At 40.8% G+C, this 23,598-nt stretch carries 25 protein-coding genes and 1 riboswitch; of the genes, 24 read left to right on the forward strand and 1 reads right to left on the reverse strand.

The window, feature by feature from the left end:
• The first annotated feature begins 4 nt into the window (after positions 1–4).
• Entirely contained in the window at positions 5–247 is a 243-nt protein-coding gene (locus tag AC0KTX_RS10890) for a YkuS family protein (RefSeq protein ID WP_474252227.1), read from the forward strand.
• A gap of 96 nt (positions 248–343) precedes the next feature.
• Here the strand turns inward: AC0KTX_RS10890 and AC0KTX_RS10895 are convergent, their stop codons facing one another.
• Positions 344–1,192, reverse strand: coding sequence for a mechanosensitive ion channel family protein (locus tag AC0KTX_RS10895; RefSeq protein WP_474252228.1), 849 nt, complete (start codon positions 1,190–1,192; stop codon positions 344–346).
• Positions 1,193–1,505: 313 nt separating this feature from the next.
• Here AC0KTX_RS10895 and AC0KTX_RS10900 point away from each other — a divergent pair, with 313 nt between their 5' ends.
• From AC0KTX_RS10900 to AC0KTX_RS11010, 23 genes are all read left to right on the forward strand, one after another.
• Positions 1,506–2,054 carry a peroxiredoxin gene (locus tag AC0KTX_RS10900; protein WP_474252229.1) on the forward strand — a complete coding sequence of 183 codons (549 nt, stop codon included), beginning with the start codon at positions 1,506–1,508 and terminating at the stop codon, positions 2,052–2,054.
• A gap of 62 nt (positions 2,055–2,116) precedes the next feature.
• Entirely contained in the window at positions 2,117–2,572 is a 456-nt protein-coding gene (locus AC0KTX_RS10905; RefSeq protein WP_474252230.1) for a TlpA family protein disulfide reductase, read from the forward strand.
• Positions 2,573–3,013: 441 nt separating this feature from the next.
• On the forward strand, positions 3,014–5,275 hold the full coding sequence (locus AC0KTX_RS10910) for a YhgE/Pip family protein (protein ID WP_474252231.1): 2,262 nt from the start codon (positions 3,014–3,016) through the stop codon (positions 5,273–5,275).
• 596 nt (positions 5,276–5,871) lie between these two features.
• A complete protein-coding gene (locus tag AC0KTX_RS10915; protein WP_066248760.1) occupies positions 5,872–6,531 on the forward strand; it encodes a hypothetical protein in 660 nt (219 codons plus the stop codon).
• A 66-nt stretch (positions 6,532–6,597) separates the two neighbouring features.
• Positions 6,598–6,698, forward strand: a riboswitch (TPP riboswitch).
• Positions 6,699–6,822: 124 nt separating this feature from the next.
• Positions 6,823–8,088, forward strand: coding sequence for an acetylornithine deacetylase (locus AC0KTX_RS10920; RefSeq protein ID WP_311067163.1), 1,266 nt, complete (start codon positions 6,823–6,825; stop codon positions 8,086–8,088).
• A gap of 32 nt (positions 8,089–8,120) precedes the next feature.
• Positions 8,121–8,798: a thiaminase II gene (tenA, locus tag AC0KTX_RS10925; protein ID WP_063386916.1), complete on the forward strand. Its 678-nt coding sequence runs from the start codon at positions 8,121–8,123 to the stop codon at positions 8,796–8,798.
• Between the two features lie 17 nt (positions 8,799–8,815).
• The gene (gene tenA, locus AC0KTX_RS10930; protein ID WP_063386852.1) at positions 8,816–9,496 is read left to right on the forward strand and encodes a thiaminase II; all 681 of its coding nucleotides are present in this window, start codon (positions 8,816–8,818) and stop codon (positions 9,494–9,496) included.
• 15 nt (positions 9,497–9,511) lie between these two features.
• A complete protein-coding gene (locus AC0KTX_RS10935; RefSeq protein WP_063386853.1) occupies positions 9,512–10,087 on the forward strand; it encodes an ECF transporter S component in 576 nt (191 codons plus the stop codon).
• Between the two features lie 11 nt (positions 10,088–10,098).
• The gene (locus tag AC0KTX_RS10940; protein WP_311067164.1) at positions 10,099–11,556 is read left to right on the forward strand and encodes an ABC transporter ATP-binding protein; all 1,458 of its coding nucleotides are present in this window, start codon (positions 10,099–10,101) and stop codon (positions 11,554–11,556) included.
• An 11-nt stretch (positions 11,557–11,567) separates the two neighbouring features.
• Complete coding sequence (locus tag AC0KTX_RS10945) at positions 11,568–12,365, forward strand: energy-coupling factor transporter transmembrane component T family protein (protein WP_474252232.1); 798 nt, start codon at positions 11,568–11,570, stop codon at positions 12,363–12,365.
• Positions 12,366–12,700: 335 nt separating this feature from the next.
• Complete coding sequence (urtA, locus tag AC0KTX_RS10950) at positions 12,701–13,948, forward strand: urea ABC transporter substrate-binding protein (protein WP_474252233.1); 1,248 nt, start codon at positions 12,701–12,703, stop codon at positions 13,946–13,948.
• 24 nt (positions 13,949–13,972) lie between these two features.
• Positions 13,973–14,875 (forward strand): urea ABC transporter permease subunit UrtB, encoded by a 903-nt coding sequence (gene urtB, locus AC0KTX_RS10955; RefSeq protein ID WP_063386857.1) that lies wholly within the window; start codon positions 13,973–13,975, stop codon positions 14,873–14,875.
• Positions 14,876–14,886: 11 nt separating this feature from the next.
• The gene (gene urtC, locus AC0KTX_RS10960; RefSeq protein ID WP_066248747.1) at positions 14,887–15,951 is read left to right on the forward strand and encodes an urea ABC transporter permease subunit UrtC; all 1,065 of its coding nucleotides are present in this window, start codon (positions 14,887–14,889) and stop codon (positions 15,949–15,951) included.
• Positions 15,926–16,675 (forward strand): urea ABC transporter ATP-binding protein UrtD, encoded by a 750-nt coding sequence (gene urtD, locus AC0KTX_RS10965; protein ID WP_474252234.1) that lies wholly within the window; start codon positions 15,926–15,928, stop codon positions 16,673–16,675. Before urtC ends, urtD begins: the two co-directional genes overlap by 26 nt.
• Positions 16,669–17,370, forward strand: a complete 702-nt coding sequence (urtE, locus tag AC0KTX_RS10970; RefSeq protein WP_066248741.1) for an urea ABC transporter ATP-binding subunit UrtE — start codon at positions 16,669–16,671, stop codon at positions 17,368–17,370. Before urtD ends, urtE begins: the two co-directional genes overlap by 7 nt.
• Positions 17,371–17,576: 206 nt before the next feature.
• Positions 17,577–17,879, forward strand: coding sequence for an urease subunit gamma (locus AC0KTX_RS10975; RefSeq protein ID WP_063386861.1), 303 nt, complete (start codon positions 17,577–17,579; stop codon positions 17,877–17,879).
• Positions 17,880–17,892: 13 nt separating this feature from the next.
• Positions 17,893–18,216 carry an urease subunit beta gene (locus AC0KTX_RS10980; protein ID WP_063386862.1) on the forward strand — a complete coding sequence of 108 codons (324 nt, stop codon included), beginning with the start codon at positions 17,893–17,895 and terminating at the stop codon, positions 18,214–18,216.
• Entirely contained in the window at positions 18,213–19,922 is a 1,710-nt protein-coding gene (ureC, locus tag AC0KTX_RS10985) for an urease subunit alpha (RefSeq protein ID WP_066248737.1), read from the forward strand. Before AC0KTX_RS10980 ends, ureC begins: the two co-directional genes overlap by 4 nt.
• Positions 19,923–19,933: 11 nt before the next feature.
• Positions 19,934–20,383: an urease accessory protein UreE gene (gene ureE / locus AC0KTX_RS10990; protein ID WP_063386864.1), complete on the forward strand. Its 450-nt coding sequence runs from the start codon at positions 19,934–19,936 to the stop codon at positions 20,381–20,383.
• Positions 20,376–21,059, forward strand: a complete 684-nt coding sequence (locus AC0KTX_RS10995) for an urease accessory protein UreF (protein ID WP_474252235.1) — start codon at positions 20,376–20,378, stop codon at positions 21,057–21,059. Before ureE ends, AC0KTX_RS10995 begins: the two co-directional genes overlap by 8 nt.
• Positions 21,060–21,226: 167 nt before the next feature.
• Positions 21,227–21,835: an urease accessory protein UreG gene (ureG, locus tag AC0KTX_RS11000; RefSeq protein WP_339229202.1), complete on the forward strand. Its 609-nt coding sequence runs from the start codon at positions 21,227–21,229 to the stop codon at positions 21,833–21,835.
• Between the two features lie 2 nt (positions 21,836–21,837).
• On the forward strand, positions 21,838–22,647 hold the full coding sequence (locus tag AC0KTX_RS11005) for an urease accessory protein UreD (RefSeq protein ID WP_066248729.1): 810 nt from the start codon (positions 21,838–21,840) through the stop codon (positions 22,645–22,647).
• 26 nt (positions 22,648–22,673) lie between these two features.
• Positions 22,674–23,306 (forward strand): HoxN/HupN/NixA family nickel/cobalt transporter, encoded by a 633-nt coding sequence (locus tag AC0KTX_RS11010; RefSeq protein WP_474252236.1) that lies wholly within the window; start codon positions 22,674–22,676, stop codon positions 23,304–23,306.
• The last annotated feature ends 292 nt before the right edge of the window (positions 23,307–23,598 follow it).

Genomic DNA, 23,598 nt, shown 5'->3' on the forward strand with positions numbered 1-23,598 from the left:
TCAAATGGCGAAAATCGGTGTGGAAGAAAGCTTAACAGATGTCAGACAAGCGCTGGAGGAAAAGGGATATGATGTCGTAACACTTCAAAATGAACAGGATGCAAGCCAATGCGACTGCTGTGTCGTAACAGGTCTTGACACAAATGTGATGGGTATTTCCAATAAAATGACAAAAGGATCCGTCATCGAAGCAAAAGGACTTACGGCAGATGAAATTTGCAGAGAGGTAGAGGAAAAAATCAAATAAAGCAGATAAAAATAGTATCATCCGCGCCATAACGAAAAAAAGCTTGCAGAGAAAAAATCCCCCTTTTCTCTGCAAGCTGAATAAAGGATGCTAAGGTCATCCTCTTTCTTTTTCATTTTTATGAATCATGACTTGATGCGGGTAAGGAATTTCAATGCCATGGGCATCAAGGGTCTCTTTTAATACCTTCCGCAATTCGCGCTCAACAGTCCATTGTTCCATATTTTTCGTCTTAGCGATGATGCGGATGACCACTTCGGAGGGACCGAAGCTTTGAACACCCAAAACGTTCGGACCTTCGACAACAGCTTCATTCTGTTTCGCAAAATTGTCGCATGCTTCTTGCAGAACGGCAATCGCCCGGTCGATATCATCATGATAAGAAATGCTGATATCAACAAGTGCCTGCATGTTTCCTCTCGAATGATTGGACAGGCCGACAATTTGGCGGTTCGGCACATAGTGCAATGTGCCGTCAAAGCTGCGGATTTGAGTCGTTCTTAATCCGACGCCTTCAACAATCCCGGTATATCCGGCTGTTGTTACGTAATCTCCAACATCAATTTGTTTTTCCAAAAGCAAGAAAAAACCTGTGACAACATCACTGACAAGTCCTTGGGCACCGAAACTGACGGCAAGTCCAATGATCCCGGCTCCAGCTAATAAGGCGGTTACTTTGTAGGCAAAGACTTCCTGCAAAATGGTGACGATCAGAATAAAAAACAATGCGTAATGAAAAACATTTAACATTAATGTCTGCAAAGTCTTGGCGCGGGCGACGGAGACGTCTTCCCGGTTTTGCAAACGATCGAACGTCTTTTCAATAATTTTATTTCCGATCGATTTCACGATCCGATAAATGATGTAAATGATGACAAGCTTCATCAAAATGATCCCTGTTTTCGCTGCTAAGCCTGACCAATCAAACGATTGCAAAAAATCCATGGGCAATCTCTCCTTTCCGATCAGCTTATGAGATGAATCATGCGTGCGGCTATGGGAAACTGAATCATAGAAGAAAGTTTAACATACAGAGAGCAATTTTCAATGTTTGTTACAAAAATTTAATAAATATGGCGAACATTGGGGAACATAAGGGAAAAGGTGAAAATATTGACTCTTCTTTTAAATTGATTATTATATAAAATTGACTAAAATTTAAAATTCTTATATAATGATGAACTGATGAAGATTATATTTCAAGGTTATAAAGGAGACTAGTTGTTTCCTTTGAAAAAAATTAATGGAGGGATACATAATGGCAGAACGTATGGTTGGAAAACAAGCTCCACGCTTTGAAATGGATGCTGTATTGCCAAACAAAGAGTTCGGAAAAGTAAGTTTGGAAGAAATTATGAAGCAAGGAAAATGGACAGTTCTATTCTTTTATCCAATGGACTTCACATTCGTTTGTCCGACTGAAATTACGGCAATGTCTGACCGTTATGAAGAATTCGAAGATCTTGATGCAGAAGTAATTGGTGTATCAACTGATACCATTCATACACACTTAGCATGGATTAAAACTCCACGTGAAGAAAATGGATTAGGCGATATTAAATATCCGCTTGCGGCTGACACAAATCACCAAGTTTCCAAAGACTATGGTGTACTAATTGAAGAAGAAGGTGTAGCTCTCCGCGGATTGTTCATCATCAACCCAGAAGGCGAACTTCAATATCAAACGGTATTCCATAACAACATTGGCCGCGATGTTGATGAAACATTGCGCGTATTACAAGCGCTGCAAACAGGTGGACTTTGCCCTGCAAACTGGAAACCTGGCCAAGCAACACTGAACGTATAATGTTGAAAAGGCCTAGCGGATTGTTAGGCCTTTTTTCAATCGATCAACAGGGAGGTAAAATGATGAAGCTGCGTGAACCAATGCCTGAGTTGACTGGGGCAACAGCATGGCTGAACGGAGAAGTAACGAAAGAGCAGCTGATTGGAGAAAAACCTACATTAATTCATTTTTGGTCTATCAGCTGCCACTTATGCAAAGAAGCCATGCCGAAAGTAAACGAATTTCGTGACCAATATAAAGATAAATTAAACGTTGTAGCAGTGCATATGCCGCGATCTGAAAAAGATTTAAACATCGATGATGTCAAAAAAGTAGCGGAAGAACACGGCATTACTCAACCGATCTTCGTTGACAATGAGCATAAACTAACAGACGCTTTCCAAAATCAATATGTACCTGCTTACTATGTTTTTGATAAAAATGGTGTGCTGCGCCACTTCCAAGCGGGTGGAAGCGGGATGAAAATGCTTGAAAAGCGGGTAAACCGCGTTTTAGCTGAATCTGAAAATGCTGAGTAAAAACCATCTGCAATGTGCAGGTGGTTTTTTTGGGAACAGAAGAGCAATAGAGCGATTGGGGGGCTTTCATTCGACCTCTAGAAAGCTTTGGAGTTCTAACCGGACGCTTAATTGTGCACCCGGTTTTTTTATTGTTTGACAACAGGAAAAGAAACTGATAAACTGAATTCAGATCAACTGACCAAAAAACTGTTTTGGTCATATAGTTAAATTTGTTGCTTGTTAGGTAGCGGACAAGGAAAAAGAGTAAATTGTACTGCACCCTTTTTTATATTTGCCAAAAAGCGTAACTTACCTATTTTGAATGAAACTTGACAAAGAGGAATTTCTAAATCGGTTTAAAAAATGCTTGTTGGATTGTCAGCAGGATAATCCTTTTTTCATCCAAAAGATTGACCGATTGAGGAAAATAGTCAATGGTTTTGAGGAGGATGGAGAAACATGCCGCTTCTTTTGAAAGAATGGTTGAGCATTATAAAAAATAAAAAACTGGCTATCGCTTTAGCAGCTCTTTTATTTATTCCCATTCTTTATTCCGGTGTTTATTTATATGCTTTTTGGGATCCGTATGGGAAGCTGGACAATCTCCCAGTTGCAGTCGTTAATCATGATCAAGGTGCTGAATACGAAGGGAAAACATTGCACATAGGCGATGATTTTGTTGAAAATTTAAAAACGAACGATGAATTTGACTGGCATTTCGTAAGCGGAAAGGAGGCGCAAAAAGGGTTAAAGAATCGCCAATATTACATGGCGATTGAAATACCGGAAAATTTTTCTGAAAACGCGACAACTTTGCTTGAAGATGAAAAACGTCCTTTAAAGCTATCGTATTGGACGAATGAAGGTTATAACTATTTATCAAGTAAAATCAATGAGACCGCCATTCAAAAAATAAAAGAAGAGATCGGCAATGAAATAAGTGAAACATATGCGGAATCGATGTTTGCCAATATGAAAAATCTATCTGATGGCTTGCAGGAAGCAAGTAATGGAGCTGCAAAAATACATGATGGGGCAAACAAAATTCACGATGGTTCGGCCCAATTAAAAGAAAAATTAAAATTATTATCTCAAGGAGCTTTAACATTTTCAACAAGTGCCAGCAAAGCTGCAGATGGCGGCCAGCAGCTTGCTCTTGGTGCAACAAATCTTAGCAATGGACTTTCCCGATTGCAGGCGGGAGGAGATCAATTGCTTGAAGGCGCCGACAAAGCAAAAGCTGGGACGGCTCAATTGCAAAATGGGCTGAAACAGTCGCTTGAAGGAAGCAAGGCATTAAAAGAAAACTCGGCTAAACTTACAGAAGGAACAGACCAACTTTATTCGGAAACAACCAACATGGTAAATCGTTTATCACAAATGGCACAAGGGATGAACAAGGCGTCGGAAGGAAGCAAACAATTGTCGGCCGGATTGGAAAAACTGGATCAAGAGGTCGGACAGCTTCAATCCTTCCTTGTTCAACTGCAAAATCTTCCGCCGGACGTTCAGCGGCAGCTCGGCGTTGATGGAGGGGAATGGAAAAAATTACAAAACTCCGTTCACCAGTTAGCGGAAGGAAGCAAACAGCTGTCGCAAAATATGGAAACATTATCGAATGGCGCTGCTGCACTTTCAGAAAGAGGAAAAGAACTTCCAAACGCATTAAAAACATTGCAAAGCGGCCAGTTGGAATTAACCAATGGTTTAGCGACTTTCGCTAGCGGCCAACAACAGCTTTTAAATGGTGCAGCTGAAATATATGATGGCCAAGTTCAGCTGTCACAGGGTTTGAAAACTTTTTCTGAAAAACTAGGTGAAGCAAATAGCGGAGCAGCTAAACTTGCCAGCGGCAGCAAAGAGCTTGCCAGCGGTTTAATGCAATTGGACGGAGGTTCCTCAAGTCTCCAGAAAGGCGCAGCAAAAATAGCTGAAGGTGCAGAAAGTCTTGATGAAGGGACGAAAGATTTAGCTTCAGGTACAGGAGAGATGTCGGAAAAATTGGCAGAAGCGGCCGACAAAACAAAAGGTGTAAATGGGAATGACCAAACTTATGAAATGATGGCAAGTCCGGTAAAGACGGATGAGCATAAGATAGATTATGTGCCGAATTATGGCACGGGTTTTGCCCCTTACTTTTTATCTTTAGGGTTGTGGGTTGGAGCGCTGATGCTGACGATCATTTATCCTCTGCGAAAGCCGGCTGATCAGCCAAAATCCGCATTCTCTTGGTTTGTCAGCAAATTCGCAACTTTATTTTTCATAGCTGCATTGCAAGCCGTGATTGCCGATTCTATTTTGCTATTTGGTTTAGGACTTAAAGTTGAAAGCTTGCCTGCATTTTATCTATTTTCTGTTTTGACAAGCATTACATTCATGGCCATCATTCAATTTTTAACAACCTCCATGGCCGATCCGGGAAGATTTATTGCGGTCATTTTGCTGATTTTGCAACTAGTTTCCAGCGGTGGGACGTATCCGATTGAACTTGTTCCCGATTTCTTTCAACAGATCGGAAAATGGCTGCCGATGACGCATTCGGTTTCCGGATTTAAGGCCGTGATTTCAACGGGTGATATGCCTTATTTACGAAACGAAGCGCTAATCTTAGCAATCTTTTTCACTTTGTTTTTGCTCCTTTTAGTTGTTCTTTTTATAGCTTTGTTCCATAAACAATTTGCACAACATAACGATTCCACAGCTTCCGGGGCTGTCCGATAAGTTCCTAAAACGAAGCCAGAGAGAAAAACAACTCGTTTTTCTCCACTGGCTTTTGTATTTTTTCGATTTTTTCTGAAAATATAGGAGCTCCAAAAAGTCAGTATCTTTTTGGACAGCCACAATTAAAAAAGGATTAGAGTAGTTTCCTTTATCCTTTTTGATTTTTTCTGTAAATTGCAGCAGATATTGCAGTTAAAAGAACAATTATAAATCCAATGACTAATACTGAATTTTTTATAGTGTCGTCTTTAATCGTGAAGCAGCTAACAGAGATTACATTTAAAACCCAAGAATGCTGTTATATCAACATTCTCTTTTTTTATTTGCGAACAATAAACATCTAAAATGGACTTTTTTTTGATCGTTCCGGGGAAGAGGCCAAAAAATCACTGTTTTCGATGCCCTAAGAAATGTTTCCCGGAAAAATGAAGCGCTGTTTCTTTCAGCGAAGACTTTTCATTTTTGATTTTCGCAAAAATGGCTTACAGATTTTCAATTTTTGCTAATATAAAAACATGTTTTTCTTCTCGAATTTTTGATCCATATTCGCTATAATTAAATTTGCTTTATTTTGAAAGAGAAGGAGATTGGGAAGGTTGACAAAGCAGCCGACAAATCTTGTGATAACCTTATTGAAAGTGCTCATTGCAGTGGTTGTTGTATTGGTTCTTTTTTATTTCATCGCCTTTAATGATGTCCTAGTCCGTTTTTTAACCTTGCTAATGAACGGATGTTTAGTCGTTCTCGTATTTCTTTTGTATCGAAAAATGGATCGGATTGGACCGGTCAATAAAGAGGGGAAAAAGGAGTTTGTTCAAAGCGATTGGATCAACGAGACGGAAATGATGAAAAAAGAACAGCAGTTAAATAAATTGGAGCTAGATAAAACACAATTATTGGAGGAGCTTTTGACGAGAGCGAATATCGGTGAAGAAGAAAAACAAATGTACCGACTTCGAATTCGCGAAAAGGAGAATGAAGCTTCCAAGTTGAAACAAGAGCTTGTGCTTATGAAAGACAGAGTTGCTCACTTGTTGTTGAAAAGAGATCCGGAGATGGAACGAATTGTTCAGATCCTCGGGGCAGAATTTATTTTAAACAGTTCGTTTGACGAACTCAACCAGAAGTTTCAACAGGTGCACATACAACTGTCTGATGAGGCGATCCGCCATTTGCAAAGAGAGAATTATATTGATGAACATCTCCAGTTTACGAGGATCGGCTATCGAGAACTGCTCAAGACGGCTAAAAGATGACGCAACCAGCTTGTCATTTTGCAAACGATATGATTTAATGTAATAAAATCAAAATTTCATAGAATTATCAACCACTAGGGGAGCCGAAAGGCTGAGAAAGGCGTGTGCCTTGACCCTTTGAACCTGATCTAGATCATACTAGCGTAGGGAAGTGGTGCAGTAATATCGAAACCTGTCTATGGGTTTTGTATATACTTGCCCGTTCCCTTATATTGGGAACGGGCTTTTTGCATTACAAGGCTGGTTGGCAAACCATTTTTCAAAACAAAATGTTAAGAAAGGGGAGACAACGTGTTACAAACGTTATTTCAGCAAATTGATGAAAGGGAAGAAGAACTTCTGAATCTTCTAAAAACACTCGTATCGTTTGAAACGCCGAGCCCTCCGGCAAGAAATGCAAAAGAGGCTCAAAAGTATGTCGCCTCATATTTGGAAGACATCGGCTTTTCCATTGATCAATGGGATTTATATGAACAAGATCCAGTCGTAGTAGGAACGAAAAAAGGAAAAGATCCAGAAAATTACCACAGTTTAATTATTAACGGGCATATTGATGTCGCTTCAATCGAAGAGGGAGAAGAATGGTTAACGCCTCCTTTTGAGGCAACGGTTAAAGGGGATTACATATACGGACGCGGTGTAGCGGATATGAAAGGGGGAATGGCTGCCAGTCTGTTTGCATTAAAGCTGCTGCAAGAAAACGGTATTGAGCCGGGAGGGGATATCATTTTTCAGTCCGTTGTCGGAGAAGAAGTAGGCGAAGCAGGAACAAAATCGTGCTGCGACCGGGGATATCGAGCTGATTTTGCCATCGTTGTCGATTCAAGCAACTGTGAAATACAAGGGCAAGGCGGGGTGATCACGGGCTGGATTACGATTGAAAGCCCCGAGACATTTCACGATGGCACGAGAAGACAAATGATTCATGCCGGCGGGAAGCTTTTTGGGGCAAGCGCGATTGAAAAAATGATGAAAATTATTGAAGGACTGCGAGAGCTTGAACAGCATTGGGCAGTGATGAAAACGAGCAAAGGCTTTCCGCCTGGTTCTGCCACAATTAATCCTGCAGTGATTGAAGGTGGAAGGCACGCCGCTTTTGTGGCCGATAAATGTTCCCTTTGGATTACCGTTCATTATTACCCGGAAGAGCATTATGTAGAGGTGATCCGGGAAATTGAAGAACATATCCATCATGTTGCAATGGCTGATCCATGGCTTCGGAAATATCCTCCGAAATTTAAATGGGGCGGCACATCGATGATTGAAGATCGAGGAGAAATTTTCCCAGCTTTTTCATATGACGAACATTCACTCGGAGTGAAAACATTACAAAAAGCACATAAACTGGCATTTAATGAGGAAGCAAAGCTGACGATGTCCCCTACTGTGACAGACGGCGGCTGGCTGAGTGAAGCGGGAATTCCCGTCGTTTTATATGGACCGGGCACGCTTGAAGATGCACACTCGGTGAATGAAAAGCTGTCCATCCCCCAATTAAAAACATTTACAAAATCGCTGATCGCGTTTTTATTTGATTGGTATCAGAAAAAACGATGACAATTACAAAAGCTGCGAAAGGGGTAATTCAAATGTTTACAGACCGATTGTATAAAACTGCAAAACCGATTTGGGAAGCGAGTTACCATCATCCGTTTGTTCAAGGAATCGGCAATGGGACGCTGGATATCGACAAATTTCGCTTTTTTATGGAGCAGGATTATCTTTATTTAATCGAATACTGCCGCCTGTTTGCCCTTGGAAGCTTAAAGGCTCACAATCTTCAAACAATGACAGTTTTTGCTGATCTTCTACATTCGACGTTAAAAGTGGAAATGGATTTGCATCGTCAATACGCTGAAAGAATAGGAATAGAGAAGGAAAAATTAGAACAAGTTCAGCCTGCTGCTACAACCGTTGCATATACGAGCTATATGTTAAATGTGTCGCAGCGAGGATCATTGGCAGAACTGGTTGCCGCAGTCCTTCCATGTACATGGAGCTATTATGAAATCGGCACACGCTTACATGAGATTCCTGGTGCCAGTGAACATGAGTTTTACGGCGAGTGGGTAAAAATGTACGCATCAACAGAATTCGGTGAATTGGCAAAATGGCTGAAAGATTTAATGAATGAGCTTGCAGAAGGAAAACGGGAAGAAGAATTGAAATGGCTGGAAGATATTTTTGTCACAACGAGCAAATACGAATATATGTTTTGGGAAATGTCTGAACGAAAAGAAATGTGGCCAATCGAAATCAATTCTTAATATAGGAGAGAATGAACATGAAATTTACTGAAAAAATTCGAACAAAAGCAGATCCGATATGGCAGGCCAGCTTCGATCATCCATTTGTAAAAGGTATTGCTGATGGGAGTTTGCCGCTTGAATGTTTTCGTTATTACGTTTTACAAGATTCGTATTATTTAAGCCATTTTGCAAAAGTGCAATCGTATGGAGCGGCAAAAGCAAACGATTTATATACGACATCGCGAATGGCTCAGCATGCACAAGGAACATTTGAAGCGGAATTATCTCTTCATGAAACATTTGCCAAACAGCTGGGAATCACAGAGGAGGAGAAGGCGAATTTTAAGCCGGCCCCAACGGCGTACGCCTATACTTCCCATTTATATCGCGCGGCGATCAACGGTCACTTAGGCGATATTATTGCTGCAATACTTCCGTGCTATTGGCTATATTACGAAATTGGCGAAAAATTAAAAGATGCGAAGCCAAAAGAACCGATTTATCAACAATGGATTGCGGCTTATGGGGGCGATTGGTTTAAGCAGCTTGTCGAAGAACAAATTGACAGGCTGGATGAAATCGCACAACAAACGATAGAAGCCGATCTAAAAAGAATGGAAGAGCATTTTATCATCAGCAGTCAATATGAATTAGCGTTTTGGGAAATGGCTTACCGTTTAGAAAAATGGGAAGTGGAACCAAAAATCAGTCAATAAAGGAGTTTGATCATAATGAAAGGATTAAAACTGACAGACATTCTAGTAACAATTGTTATTTCGATCGTTTTTGGAATTGTTTATAAACTATGGGGACCGCTTTACTATGCGGTCAAGCCGATCGGGCTGCATGTCGACCAGCTCATATACGGTATGTGGTTTATTGCTGCGACGGTCGCCTTTCTAATTATTCGCAAGCCTGGAGTAGCGCTGATAGCGGAAACAGCAGCGGCATCTGCAGAATTTATAACCGGATCTGAATTCGGCATAGAGGTTCTTCTTTACGGAATCGTCCAAGGACTATTTGCAGAGATCATTTTTGCGATTTTTCGATATAAAAAGTTTAATATCGGTGTTGTCATGCTGGCTGCAGCCGCTTCAGCAGCTGGTTCGCTAATTATGGATCTTTATAAAGGCTATATAGATGACTTAGTATTTTGGAACTTGCTATTATTCATTGGAGCTCGATTGATTGGCTCAATCATTATTGCCGGCGCGTTTGCCTATTATCTAGTGAAATCTTTGGAAGCAACAGGAGTGACTAATTTAGTAAGACCTGCGTCGCATGAAGATTATGACGCACTGAACTAGAGGTGGCAAACATGGATCTAGTATGCGAAGTGAAAAATTTACGATTAAAATATCCTGGAGAGGAATCCTTGCTTTTTAAGGATGTATCCTCTTCTTTCTATAAGGGAGAAAAAGTCTTGCTTCTTGGTCCTTCCGGCTGTGGGAAATCGACGTTTTTGCAGGTGCTAAGCGGTTTAATTCCAAAATCTATTGAAGTGCCGATGAAAGCAGAAAAAATCTTGACTCCGTCATCTTGGGGATATGTGTTTCAAGATCCTGACACGCAATTTTGCATGCCGTATGTAGATGAAGAAATGGCTTTTGTTTTGGAAAATTTGCAAGTGCAAAGAGAACAAATGCATGAAAAAATGCGAGTTTACCTGGAAATGGTCGGCCTTCATTTTGATGATCTTCATATCAGTATTCAATCATTATCAGGCGGCATGAAGCAACGGCTGGCGATCGCCACTGTTTTAGCATTGCATCCAGACGTGTTATTTTTGGACGAGCCGACTGCAATGCTGGATCCGGAAGGGACAAAAGCGGTATGGGACACGATGAAACAAGCAGCTCAAGATAAAACAGTTATCATCGTTGAACATAAAATTGATCATGTTCTTGACTTTGTCGACCGCATACTTTTATTTAATCAAAAAGGACAAATCGTCGCAGACGGTCCGAAAGAACAAATTTTTTCTCGGTATCGGAAAGAAATTCGCGAAGACGGCATTTGGTATCCCGGTGTATGGGAGGATTATCTTCGTGATAAGCAGGGGTATTACAAAAAGACCCCTTTAAAAGAACAGGTCGTGATTGAGCTTGAGCAATTTAAAGGATATCGAAAGAAGGAAGTCAAAATCGATGTACCATATGGAAAGGTTCATGCAGGTGAATGGATTGCGATAGTGGGGAAAAACGGCGCCGGAAAGAGCACTTTGTTACATTCATTGATGCAGTTTATACAAACGACCGGCACTTATTTGCTGTTAGAAAAAGAAGCAAAGAAAATAAAAAAGCTTTCCAACATGCTGTCGTTCGTTTTTCAAAATCCGGAATTTCAATTTGTCACCAATTCAGTTTACGATGAAATTGCTTATTCGTTGAGGATTGAACGGATGAAAGAAGAAGAAATTCGAACAAAAGTAGAAGAAATGCTCGAATTATTTCATTTACAGAAGCACCGCCATCAACACCCTTATCAGCTTTCAATGGGACAAAAAAGAAGATTGAGTGTTGCCGCTTCAATCATTAAAAAACAGCCGATCATGCTTTTAGATGAACCGACTTTTGGGCAAGACTCATCCAATACGTTTCAGCTCTTGGAGCTTTTAGAACATTATCGCAAACAAGGGTCTACCATTTTGATGGTGACACATGATGAACAAATAGCAAAACATATGGCGACAAGAGTTTGGCGGATCGAAGGCGGGAAGCTTGTAGAGGACGAAATTCATTCTTGTGAGGATGAGCAGATGTATGTTCAAATATAGGGGGATCTGCAATGGATTTTGACATAAAAGAAACATGGCTGCATAAAATCAACCCGAGCTTAAAGCTATTGTTTCTGATCGTTTTATTTATTAGTGTTCTGTTTATTCACAACATTAATTTTTTAATCAACTACACAGTTGCCGCCTTTCTTTTATTTGCTTTTTTTACCGGTCATCCGATGAAGCGTATACTTTTATTGCTGATTCCATTCGTGCTTATTTTTGTGTCGACTGCTACCTCCATGATTTTTTTTGGAAAAGGTGAGACAACATGGTGGGAATGGGGGATTATTCACATTACAGAAGAAAGCTTTTATCGCGGTCTTCATTTAGGATTTCGTGCCCTTATCTTCGCTCTGCTTGGGTTAATGTTTTCGTTAACGACAAGACCGGTTTTTTTATTTTATTCGTTAATGCAGCAATTAAAGTTGAAGCCTAAATATGCTTACAGCTTTATGGCAGGCATTCGTTTAATCCCTATTATGATCGAAGAGTTTCAAACAATACGGCAAGCGATGATTGTAAGAGGTGTCGAACAAAGAAAAGGCTTAGCGAATTTTTTTCATAAATTGAAAGCATACTCGATTCCGCTGCTATCGCAAAGCATTCGCAGAGCGCACAGAATTGCTGTAGCGATGGAGGCGAAAAGATTTTCGAATGACACAAAAAGAACGTTTTACTACGAAATCGGGTTTTCCAAATACGATCTTTGCTTTGTCCTTTATTTTATAATCGCTATTTTGTTAAGCTACTATGCAGCTAAGATGCTTCCGTTTTTCCCGGTTACAGATGTAAGGTATATTGAATAAATGGCAGCCGGCTGCAAAATGCTTTTTCATAATCGGTGCATGGTAGATTTAAATGATTGAATAGTCCCGAAAGCATCCAAGTAAAGTGATTGTCCCAACTTACGAAACGATGGACAGTGTCAAACAATTTTTTCTGAAAAGGAACAAGAAGTAAACCATTTTGAAGTAAAAAGTGAATGAGTTTGTTTGATGAAAAAGAGCCTCTAGGGGAAACACCTAGAGGTATTTTTTTGAAAAATCATGTTAACATTTTTTCCGTATTTGTTGTATGAAGGAAAGGGAATCGGTATTTTTGTTATATAAAATTACATAAAGTGTTAAAAAGGGGGACAATAATGAAAAAAATTTTTTTATTTCTAATGATTTTCTCTGTAATTTTCGCAAGTGGATGTGCCATGTCTTCTGCTTTAGAGGAAAAGGAATCAAGCGATGGACAGAATAGCGAACAAAATGAAACGGATGTTGTGAAAGTCGGTATTCTCCATTCATTAAGCGGCACGATGGCGATCAGTGAAGTTTCTTTAAAGGACGCAGAATTAATGGCGATTGAAGAAATTAACAACTCAGGCGGGCTTTTAGGGAAGAAAATTGAACCGGTTATTGAAGACGGCGCATCTGACTGGCCGACTTTTGCTGAGAAAGCAAAGAAATTACTGCAACAGGATAAGGTAGCGACGATTTTTGGCGGCTGGACTTCCGCAAGCAGAAAGGCCATGCTGCCGGTAGTCGAACAAAATAAAGGCTTGCTTTGGTACCCCGTTCAATATGAAGGAATGGAATCTTCTCCGAACATTTTTTATACGGGGGCGACCACCAATCAACAAATTGTGCCTGCTGTCAGCTGGCTGTTAAACAATAAAGGGAAGAAGTTTTTTTTAATTGGCTCGGATTATGTGTTTCCGCGCACGGCAAACAGTATTATTAAAGCACAATTAAAAGCTGAAGGCGGAGAGGTAGTTGTCGAAGAATATACACCTTTAGGACATACTGATTACAGCACGGTCATCAATAAAATGAAAAAAGTGAAACCTGACGTAGTCTTTAATACATTAAATGGAGACAGCAATGTCGCCTTTTTCAAACAATTGAAGGATGCCGGAATCACATCGAAGGATGTTACTGTGATGTCGGTCAGCATTGCTGAAGAAGAAATTCGAGGAATCGGCGGTGAAGTATTAGCCGGCCACTTAGCGGTATGGAATTATTTCCAGACAACGGATACACCAGAAAACAAAGCGTTTGTTGAAAAATATAAAGAAGCTTATGGTGAAGAGCGTGTAACGGATGATCCGATTGAGGCGGCTTACATAGCTGTTCATTTATGGGCAGAAGCAGTAAAAAAAGCGGGATCTTTTGAGGTTGAAAAGGTCAAGGAAGCTGCGAAGGGAATCGAGTACAAAGCTCCGGGCGGCACGGTAAAAATAGAAGGTGAGAATCAGCATCTGTGGAAAACAGTAAGAATCGGCGAAATTCAACCGGACGGCCAATTTAAAGAAATTTGGAATTCTGGTGAGCCGGTGAAGCCGGATCCGTATTTAAAAAGCTATTCTTGGGCGGAGAAATTATCTAAAAATAATGAATAATCTAAATTGATAGGAGTGAACAGCTTGTCAATTTTCATCAGTCAACTGTTTAACGGGTTGAGCCTTGGATCGATCATGTTATTGATCGCCCTTGGCTTAGCTATAACGTTTGGCTTAATGAATGTCATCAACATGGCCCACGGTGAATTAATTATGGTCGGTGCGTATGCAACCTATGTAATGCAGCTCATTTTTTCTAAATATTTGCCGGAAAGCTTGTTTAATTATTACTACTTTATTGCTATACCGATTTCATTTCTCGTTGCTTCGTTTATCGGTTATCTGCTTGAAAAAGGAATCATTCGTTTTCTATATAATCGACCAACAGACAGTCTTTTGGCCACTTGGGGAATTAGTTTGATTTTGCAGCAGATTGCCAGATCCATATTTGGCGCTCCGAATGTTGCGGTTGTTGCACCTGCTTGGATGGATGGAGGCTGGCAAATATTTGGCATTACATTGCCTTATAAAAGGTTGTTGATTTTATCTCTGTCAATCGTTTGTATCGCTTTGCTTTATTATTATTTAAACAAAACGTCTACCGGTTTGAGAATAAGAGCGGTCACGATGAATAGAAATATGGCCTCTTGTTTAGGGATTTTTACAAGAAAAATAGATTCTCTAGGCTTTGCTCTCGGAGCTGGATTAGCCGGAATCGCTGGCTGTAGCTTAACTTTATTAGGACCGATCGGCCCTACAATTGGAACGTACTATATTGTCGATGCGTTTATGGTTGTCATTTTAGGAGGAATTGGCGGATTGAAAGGGACGATTATCGGCGCATTTGGCATTGGAATGCTTAGCACTGTTGTTGAATATTCCTTCGGCGCCACGATGGCAAAAGTCATTGTATTTGCAGTGATCATTTTATTTTTGCAGTGGAAACCGTTAGGTATTTTCTCTTATCGCACAAGGGCATTGGATTAGGAGGACGGATTATGCGCAGAAAACAAATGATTTATCTGTTATTTTTCCTGATTTTACTTCTGGCCCCGTTTTATTTAACCGAATTCCGCTTAGCGTTGCTCGGAAAATTTCTTTGCTATGCGATCATTGCAGTAGGAATCTGTCTTATTTGGGGGTACACCGGGATATTAAGCTTAGGTCACGGCGTGTATTTTGGGATTGGAGCTTATTGCATGGCGATGTATTTAAAATTGGAGGCTTCAAAAGGAGCGTTGCCGGATTTTATGGAATGGAACGGAGTGCAGGAGCTCCCGTGGTTTTGGAAGCCCTTCTTTAATCCTTTCTTTTCCATAATGGCAGCAATTTTCATACCAGCTATGCTGGCAGCGGTTTTGGGCATGCTTACGTTTAAAAACCGGATCAAAGGCGTCTATTTTTCTCTTTTGTCACAGGCAGTCGTTGTTGTCGTCGTCACACTTTTAATTGCCAAACAGGATTTGACAGGCGGTACAAACGGATTAACCAATTTTAGCACCGTTTTTGGGTTTTCTTTATCCTCACCAATGGTACAAATTGTTTTATATGCTATTACCGTTTTCGCTTTGTTTGCCATTTTTATGTTATCTGTTTGGATTACCAAAAGCAGACTTGGCCATGTATTAATTGCCATTCGGGACGGCGAAAACCGCCTTCGGTTTTTAGGATTTGATCCGGCTGTTTTTAAAGTGTTTATTTACAGTTTATCGGCTTCGTTTGCCGGAATAGCTGGCGCGTTGTTTGTTTTGCAGGTCGGTCTCATTTCTCCTTCGATGATGGATATAATCCCTTCAATTGAAATGGTTTTATGGGTAGCCATCGGCGGCCGTCATTCGTTATTCGGCGCCATAATCGGAGCGATTTTAACAAACGGAGCCAAAAGCTTTTTCAGTGAAACATATCCGGATGTTTGGCTTTTCTGCTTAGGCATTCTATTCATTTTGATCGTTGTTTTTTTCCCGAAAGGAATTGCCGGGTTGTTCGAAGCTTTTCCAAAGCGTATTGCGAAATTTTTTGAAAAAGGTGTGAAAAAAGGTGGATCCGATTCTGTCGTGTCATGATATTATTGTTGATTTTGACGGCTTTAAAGCGCTTCAAGGTGTCAATTTAGATGTTCATCACGGAGAAATTCGTTTTTTAATTGGTCCGAATGGTGCGGGCAAAACGACTCTTCTTGATGTCATCTGCGGCAAGACAAAAGCAGCAGATGGAAAAGTGATGTTTCAAGGAGTAGATTTGACAAAGCGGAGAGAGCACGAAATCGTTCGGCATGGAATCGCTAGAAAATTTCAAAATCCGTCCGTTTTTACTGAATTAACCGTATTTGAAAACATGGAGTTATCGATCAAACAAAATAGAAATCTTTTTTCCGTTATGAAGGCGAAATTAACCGCGGATGAAAAAGACGAAATTACGGCAATGCTTGAGAGAACCGATCTTTTAGATCGAGCTTATGACCCAGCAGGCTTGCTGTCCCACGGCCAGAAACAATGGCTTGAAATCGGCATGCAGCTGCTGCAAAAACCGGAAGTTTTACTTCTTGATGAACCGATTGCCGGCATGACTGGGGCGGAAAGGGAAAAAACCGGCTTGTTTATTCAAGAAATAGCTGAGAAATGCGCAGTGCTGATTGTTGAACATGATATGGATTTTGTTCGGAATTTTGCTGAACAGGTAACAGTTATGCATGAAGGGAAAATTTTGTGTGAAGGTTCCATGGAGGAAGTGCAGCAAAATGAGCTTGTTGCAGAGGTTTATTTAGGAAGGGAGGCAAAGGTGTGCTAAAAATATCTAGTTTGAAAGCAGGATATGATGAAACGATGGTGTTGAATAATGTCCATCTTGAAGTTGAAAAAGGAAAGGTCGTTTCCATTCTTGGAAGAAACGGGGCGGGAAAAACAACATTGATCAAAACGATTATTGGATTGTTAAAGCCGATGGACGGGACTATTTATTGGAATGATCAGGAAATTACACATGAGCTTCCGGAAAGGAGGGCAAAAAAAGGAATCGGATATGTTCCCCAAGGCAGGGAGATTTTCTCTTCGCTGACTGTGGAAGAAAATCTCATTTTAGGCTTTGAAGCTGTTTCGAAAAAGATAGAAAAAACGCTTGTTTTAGAGGAAATTTTCGAGCTTTTTCCTGTTTTAAAGGAAATGTTGAAGAGAAAAGGAGGAGATTTAAGCGGCGGGCAGCAGCAGCAATTGGCCATTGCGAGGGCTCTTGCCGGGCAGCCCGAGCTATTATTGCTGGACGAACCGATGGAAGGTATTCAACCATCTATAGTAGAGCAAATACAGGAGGTCATTGTAAAAATTGCGTCCAAAAAAGGAATTGGCGTCGTTTTAGTTGAGCACAGCATAGATTCAGCATTTGCCTGTTCTGATGAATACTATATTTTGGACAAAAGAACTGTTGTATCAAAGGGTGTAGTAAAAAACACAAATATTGAAGACATTCAACAATATTTAGTAGTTTAATTTAAAACTTCCTCCTCCCCCTAGAAAAATTTTTTTAAATTTTCTATGTTAAAAAATATGACATAACACTTGGTGTTTCACATGGTGTGAATTATATTTGTAATAAAAAATAACATAAAAACACCTTTTATCTTCAACCCATTGAGGGAAATGGAATGTAAGAAAATCGTGTTATTTTTGATTGTCTGTTAGAAAGGAAGGGTGTTATGAAGCTGACAGCCCGAGAGCAGGAAAAATTGATGGTCGTTGTTGCTGCAGATTTAGCGCGCAGAAGGCAGAGAAAAGGCTTGAAGCTGAACTATGCGGAAGCAGTGGCCATCATCACATATGAGATTATGGAGGGCGCAAGGGAAGGACGGACGGTTTCGGAGTTGATGCAATATGGCACAAAAATTTTAACTAGAGATGATGTGATGGAAGGCGTTCCGGAAATGATCGAAAATATCCAGGTGGAGGCAACATTTCCAGACGGAACGAAGCTTGTAACCGTCCATGATCCGATCCGGTAAAAGAGGTGAAAAAATGATTCCAGGGGAATATCGATTAAAATCAGCTCCGATTGTTTGCAATAAAGGGAAAGAGGCGATCAAGCTCAATGTTGTCAATAGAGGGGACCGTCCAGTACAAGTCGGTTCGCATTTTCATTTTTTTGAAGTAAACAGGGCGCTCGAATTTGACCGGCAGCTGGCGTTCGGCAGGCATTTAAACATTCCGTCCGGAACGGCGGTAAGGTTTGAGCCGGGCGATGCGAAAATCGTAGAGCTCGTTGAATTTTCGGGAAAAAAAGAAGTGTACGGTCTAAATAATTTGACGAACGGACCGTTGACAAAGGAGGCGGACAAATGAGTTTTCAAATGCCGCGCAAACAATATGCCGATATGTTCGGCCCGACAACTGGAGACAGCATTAGATTGGCTGATACGGAACTCTTCATTCAAATCGAAAAAGATTTTACCGTATACGGAGATGAAGTAAAATTCGGCGGTGGGAAAGTGATTCGCGACGGAATGGGACAGCATCCATTTGCCGAAAGGAAAGACGTGATGGATCTTGTTCTCACAAACGCCATTATTATTGATTATACAGGTATTTATAAAGCGGATATCGGCATAAAGGATGGGAAAATTGCCGCGATCGGAAAGGCGGGAAATCCATTATTAATGGATGGCGTCACAATGGTAATCGGAGCTTCAACCGAAATCGTTGCGGCAGAAGGAATGATTGTTACGGCAGGCGGAATCGATACCCATATTCATTTTATATGCCCTCAGCAAATTGAAACAGCTTTGACATCTGGAATTACAACAATGATAGGAGGAGGAACGGGGCCTGCAACAGGGACAAATGCAACGACTTGTACACCGGGTGAATGGAATATTTATAGAATGCTGGAGTCAGTTGAACATTTTCCTATGAATTTCGGCTTTTTAGGGAAAGGAAATTCATCCGGAAAAAAAGCGTTAGAGGAGCAAATCAAAGCAGGTGCAGTTGGTTTAAAACTGCATGAGGACTGGGGTTCAACACCGGCGGCGATCGATCAGTGTTTATCCGTAGCTGACGAGTATGATGTGCAAGTTGCCATCCATACAGATACGTTAAATGAAGCCGGTTTTGTAGAAGACACCATTGCAGCGATTAAAGACCGGGTCATTCATACATACCATACAGAAGGCGCAGGCGGGGGACACGCCCCGGACATTATGAAAATGGCCAGCCTGCCAAACGTTTTGCCTTCTTCGACAAATCCGACAAGACCGTTTACAGTCAACACGCTCGAGGAACATTTAGATATGCTGATGGTTTGCCATCATTTGGATCCGGCTATTCCTGAAGATATCGCCTTCGCCGATTCCCGCATTCGCAAAGAAACGATTGCGGCGGAAGATATTCTTCATGACCTTGGCGTATTCAGCATGATCAGTTCCGACTCGCAAGCGATGGGAAGGGTCGGCGAAGTGATTACGCGGACATGGCAAACCGCAGATAAAATGAAAAAGCAGCGGGGCTCCTTAAAGGGAGACGGCCAAGATCATGACAATTTCAGAGTGAAAAGATATGTGGCAAAATATACGATCAATCCTGCGATTGCCCACGGAATATCTGAATATGTCGGCTCTGTAGAAGTCGGCAAATTGGCGGATTTAGTTGTTTGGAATCCGGCCTTTTTTGGGGTGAAGCCGGAAATGATCATCAAGGGCGGAATGATTGCCTATAGTTTGATGGGAGACCCAAATGCATCCATTCCAACTCCGCAGCCTGTTTATTACCGTCCGATGTTCGGATCATTTGGCAAAGCTGTCTCACAAACATCGATCACATTTTTGTCAAAAGCAGCAATAAAAGCCGGCATTCCCGAAAAGTTAAAGTTGCAAAAAATCGTGAAACCCGTCAAAGGAGTTCGTACATTGACGAAAAAGGACATGGTTTTTAATGGTGAAACTCCTTCTATCGAAGTCGATCCACAAACGTATGAGGTAAAGGTAGACGGTGAATTGATCAATTGTGAGCCGGTTGAAGTTGTTCCGATGGCGCAAAGATATTTTCTGTTTTGAGGTGAAGACGGATGATTATTAAAGAAACACTTGGAAATATTTATGCAAAAGCAGTAAAGGAAAAACATGTGGAGCGCGTCTATTTAAGAAGCGATGATCTGCTCAAAAGAATTCAACGAGTGAAAACAGACCACGGGAACGAAATAGGGATTCGTTTAAAGGAGGAAAAGAAGCTGGCAGATGGTGACATTTTATATGAAGATGAAAACAATATGATCATTATTTCTGTCCTGCCTGAAGATGTCCTTGTCATTTGTCCGGCTACGCTGAAAGAGATGGGAGAAATTGCACATCAAATCGGCAACAGACATTTGCCGGCTCAGTTTGAAGGAAATGAAATGATCGTGCAATACGATCATCTTGTAGAACAACTTGCAAACGAGCTGAACATTCCATGTAAACGGGAGAAACGAAAAATAAAACAACCTTTTCGATATGTCGGACATCATCACCATGATTGATTGGCTGCCTTTATTGCAGATATGCGATTCAAACTTTCCTTCCGGAGCCTTCTCCCACTCGTTCGGATTCGAAACATATATTGTTGAGCAGAAAATAAAAGATGCAAGTACATTTAAAAGTTTTTTAAAAACGTACATTGACAAGCAGCTCGTCTATACGGACGGACTGGCTTGCCGGCTTGCATATCAATTTGAAAAAGAAGGGAAACAAGAGGAGCTTTGGAAGCTGGATGAGATTCTTTACGCCAGCTCAATGGCTAAAGAAACGAAAGAAGGGAACCGAAGAATTGGCGAGCAAATGCTGAAGCTTTGTTTAAATATTTACCCTCATCCAACACTGCAACAATATGCTCAAAAAATAAAAGCGAAGGAGCTTTACGGACATGCGGCTCTCGTTTTTGCCATTGTCGGGATAAAAATAGGAGCGGATGAAAAAACAACGCTTGTAACGTATTTGTATTCCACTATTCAAACGCTTGTACAAAACGGAGTCCGCGGCATTCCGATCGGTCAAAAAGAAGGGCAGCTGCTATTAAAAGATTTGCAGGAGGATGTGAGGAGAGCTGTTTTAAAAATTGGCAAACTATCGATCGACGATTTAGGTGCGCAATCACCTGGCCTTGAAATTGCACAAATGAGGCATGAGCAATTGCATGTAAGACTTTTTATGTCTTAACAGACTGTTTTCAGAGTTTCATTATTTTTACAAACTCTCTGCATGCTTGGCTGAAGCGAAAAGGCTGGAAAGCGTAAGAAGCGATCTGCTTCTTTTCAAAAAAAACTGCAAAGCTTGATCAAAAGATAAGGGGGGGAAGATTTGGGGCTAATCCCGAATCAGTCAAAATGGAACCTATACGAATCGGAATTGGAGGGCCAGTAGGAGCCGGCAAAACGCTGCTAGTGGAAAAATTGACTCGCTATTTGTCAAAGGAATTCAGTGTTGCCGTTGTCACTAATGATATTTATACAAAAGAGGATGCCTTATTTTTAATAAAAAACAGCGTTCTTCCGGAGGATCGGATTATCGGCGTCGAAACAGGCGGCTGTCCCCATACGGCCATTCGTGAGGATGCATCGATGAATTTTGCGGCAATTGATGAGTTAAAAGAAAGACACGAGGATTTAGATATGATTTTTGTTGAAAGCGGTGGAGATAACTTAGCGGCAACCTTCAGCCCGGAATTAGTCGATTTCTCCATTTATATCATTGATGTTGCCCAAGGGGAAAAAATCCCAAGAAAAGGGGGACAAGGGATGATTAAGTCTGATTTGTTTATCATCAATAAAATCGACCTCGCTCCTTATGTCGGTGCAAGTCTTGAAATCATGGAACAAGATACGAAAATGATGCGGGGGGAGCGACCGTTCTTTTTTACTAATTTAAAGGAAGAAATTGGTTTAGAAAATGTGATCAATTGGATTAAACGAAATGCGCTGCTGGCAGGGTTGTAGAAATGGAAGGAATTTTGCAGATTCGCGCGGAGCAAAAAGGGGAGCGGACCGTAATTACGGATCACTTTTTTCAAGGAGCTTTGAAAATGACAAAGCCGGTCTATACGGAATCGTCGATACCGATCGTTTATGTGATTCATGTCGGCGGCGGATGTGTAGACGGGGATGAATACGCACAAGAAATTTCCTTAGGTGAAAAGGCAAGGCTTGCGGTGACGTCCCAATCTTCAACGAAAATTTATAAAACACCGAAAAAACCTGTCAAGCAGAAATTCTTGTTTACATTGCAAAAAGACAGCGTGCTGGAATGTTTGTCAGATCCGTTGATCGTTTATGAACAGGCTCGCTTTGAGCAGGAAACCATCGTCCATATGGAAAAGGGTGCAGCCTTTTTGTACAAAGAAATTATTACGCCGGGCTGGTCTGAAACCGGGCAGCCGTTCTGTTTCGATGCAATTCGGCTAAAATTAAAAGTTTATAAGGAAAATCGATTGATTTTGTTCGATCATTTTTATCAACAAGGGGATCGGGGAATTGATCAATTATTGAATATGGAAGGCTATACACATTACGGTTCGTTCCTCGTTATTTCTGACGAAGTGGATGATAAATTAATGGAAAAGATTTCATGCCAGTTGCAGGGAGGACCGTTTGATGGACGGATCGGCATTTCAAGATTTTTGCCATCTGCCTTTATGATTAGAATTTTAGGAAACCATACCGATCACATTGAGGGGCTGTTTTTGGAAGTTCACCGATTGGCGAGAGCTTATCTATTAAAAGAACCTCCAATCCTATTACGAAAATATTAAAGAGATAAATAGAAGAGGTGAAAAATGTGTCAGTCAATTTTTTATCCGTGCTTTTTTTCGGATTGATTCTCGGGATGAAACATGCAACTGAACCGGATCATGTGATTGCTGTGTCCACAATTGCCAGCAGGACAAAAACTTTAAAGAAATCCAGTTTAACAGGAGTATATTGGGGAATTGGACACACCGCTACCCTTTTGTTGATCGGGATGATCGTGATCGGATTAAAAACAGCTATTCCGGAGAAGGTTTCATTGACATTGGAATTATTCGTCGGGATTATGTTAGTGATTTTAGGAATTTTAAGTCTTCGCGATGGCAGGCACAAACTGGCGCGAAACGATGAAACGGAATATACAAATATTAAATCATTGATCATCGGTTTTATTCACGGTTTGGCAGGAAGCGCGACAATGGTGCTGTTAACGATGACAACTGTTGAAAGCTATTTTCAAGCGTTTTTATACATCTGCATTTTCGGAGTCGGGACGATCGTCGGCATGTTTTGTTTTACAACCATTCTCGGCCTGCCGTTTATTCTCGGAAGCAAAGTGAAAAAATATGTTCCGTTCATTTGCTCGCTTGCCGGAGCAATTAGTATATTATACGGCATCTTTTATATTTATGAAATCGGCTTTAAAGACGGATTGTTTATATAAATCGATTAATTGCTTAAAACCTCGTTTGGATCACTCCATCCAAATGGGGTTTTTTCATGTGTATTGGGATTATTTACTAAATTATTAAAGTATTGTCATTAGCATTGCATAAATATAGTTAGAATTTTCTGTTAATTAATTTTTGTGAATTTGTGCCAAAAAGACAAAACCTAAAGAAAGGTGGCACTGCCCATTTAGTAAATATATACAGTTAAACCAGAGCGACAACGACAAAAGGGAGATTATGGACTGGCTCGCCCATCAAATTTTCGCAACCAAACATAAGCTGGTT

The organism is Aeribacillus sp. JST-2, from assembly GCF_056032925.1.

Excerpts from the sequence above, each read along its gene's own strand:
- AC0KTX_RS10995 (WP_474252235.1), top strand. The coding sequence starts at position 20,376 with ATGATTGATTGGCTGCCTTTATTGCAGATATGCGATTCAAACTTTCCT.
- AC0KTX_RS11005 (WP_066248729.1), top strand. The coding sequence starts at position 21,838 with ATGGAAGGAATTTTGCAGATTCGCGCGGAGCAAAAAGGGGAGCGGACC.
- ureC (WP_066248737.1), top strand. The coding sequence starts at position 18,213 with ATGAGTTTTCAAATGCCGCGCAAACAATATGCCGATATGTTCGGCCCG.
- AC0KTX_RS10945 (WP_474252232.1), top strand. The coding sequence starts at position 11,568 with ATGGATTTTGACATAAAAGAAACATGGCTGCATAAAATCAACCCGAGC.
- AC0KTX_RS10910 (WP_474252231.1), top strand. The coding sequence starts at position 3,014 with ATGCCGCTTCTTTTGAAAGAATGGTTGAGCATTATAAAAAATAAAAAA.
- ureE (WP_063386864.1), top strand. The coding sequence starts at position 19,934 with ATGATTATTAAAGAAACACTTGGAAATATTTATGCAAAAGCAGTAAAG.
- urtC (WP_066248747.1), top strand. The coding sequence starts at position 14,887 with ATGCGCAGAAAACAAATGATTTATCTGTTATTTTTCCTGATTTTACTT.
- urtA (WP_474252233.1), top strand. The coding sequence starts at position 12,701 with ATGAAAAAAATTTTTTTATTTCTAATGATTTTCTCTGTAATTTTCGCA.
- ureG (WP_339229202.1), top strand. The coding sequence starts at position 21,227 with ATGGAACCTATACGAATCGGAATTGGAGGGCCAGTAGGAGCCGGCAAA.
- AC0KTX_RS10940 (WP_311067164.1), top strand. The coding sequence starts at position 10,099 with ATGGATCTAGTATGCGAAGTGAAAAATTTACGATTAAAATATCCTGGA.
- AC0KTX_RS10980 (WP_063386862.1), top strand. The coding sequence starts at position 17,893 with ATGATTCCAGGGGAATATCGATTAAAATCAGCTCCGATTGTTTGCAAT.
- AC0KTX_RS10900 (WP_474252229.1), top strand. The coding sequence starts at position 1,506 with ATGGCAGAACGTATGGTTGGAAAACAAGCTCCACGCTTTGAAATGGAT.
- AC0KTX_RS10935 (WP_063386853.1), top strand. The coding sequence starts at position 9,512 with ATGAAAGGATTAAAACTGACAGACATTCTAGTAACAATTGTTATTTCG.
- AC0KTX_RS10895 (WP_474252228.1), bottom strand. The coding sequence starts at position 1,192 with ATGGATTTTTTGCAATCGTTTGATTGGTCAGGCTTAGCAGCGAAAACA.
- tenA (WP_063386852.1), top strand. The coding sequence starts at position 8,816 with ATGAAATTTACTGAAAAAATTCGAACAAAAGCAGATCCGATATGGCAG.
- tenA (WP_063386916.1), top strand. The coding sequence starts at position 8,121 with ATGTTTACAGACCGATTGTATAAAACTGCAAAACCGATTTGGGAAGCG.
- AC0KTX_RS10890 (WP_474252227.1), top strand. The coding sequence starts at position 5 with ATGGCGAAAATCGGTGTGGAAGAAAGCTTAACAGATGTCAGACAAGCG.
- AC0KTX_RS10975 (WP_063386861.1), top strand. The coding sequence starts at position 17,577 with ATGAAGCTGACAGCCCGAGAGCAGGAAAAATTGATGGTCGTTGTTGCT.
- AC0KTX_RS10905 (WP_474252230.1), top strand. The coding sequence starts at position 2,117 with ATGAAGCTGCGTGAACCAATGCCTGAGTTGACTGGGGCAACAGCATGG.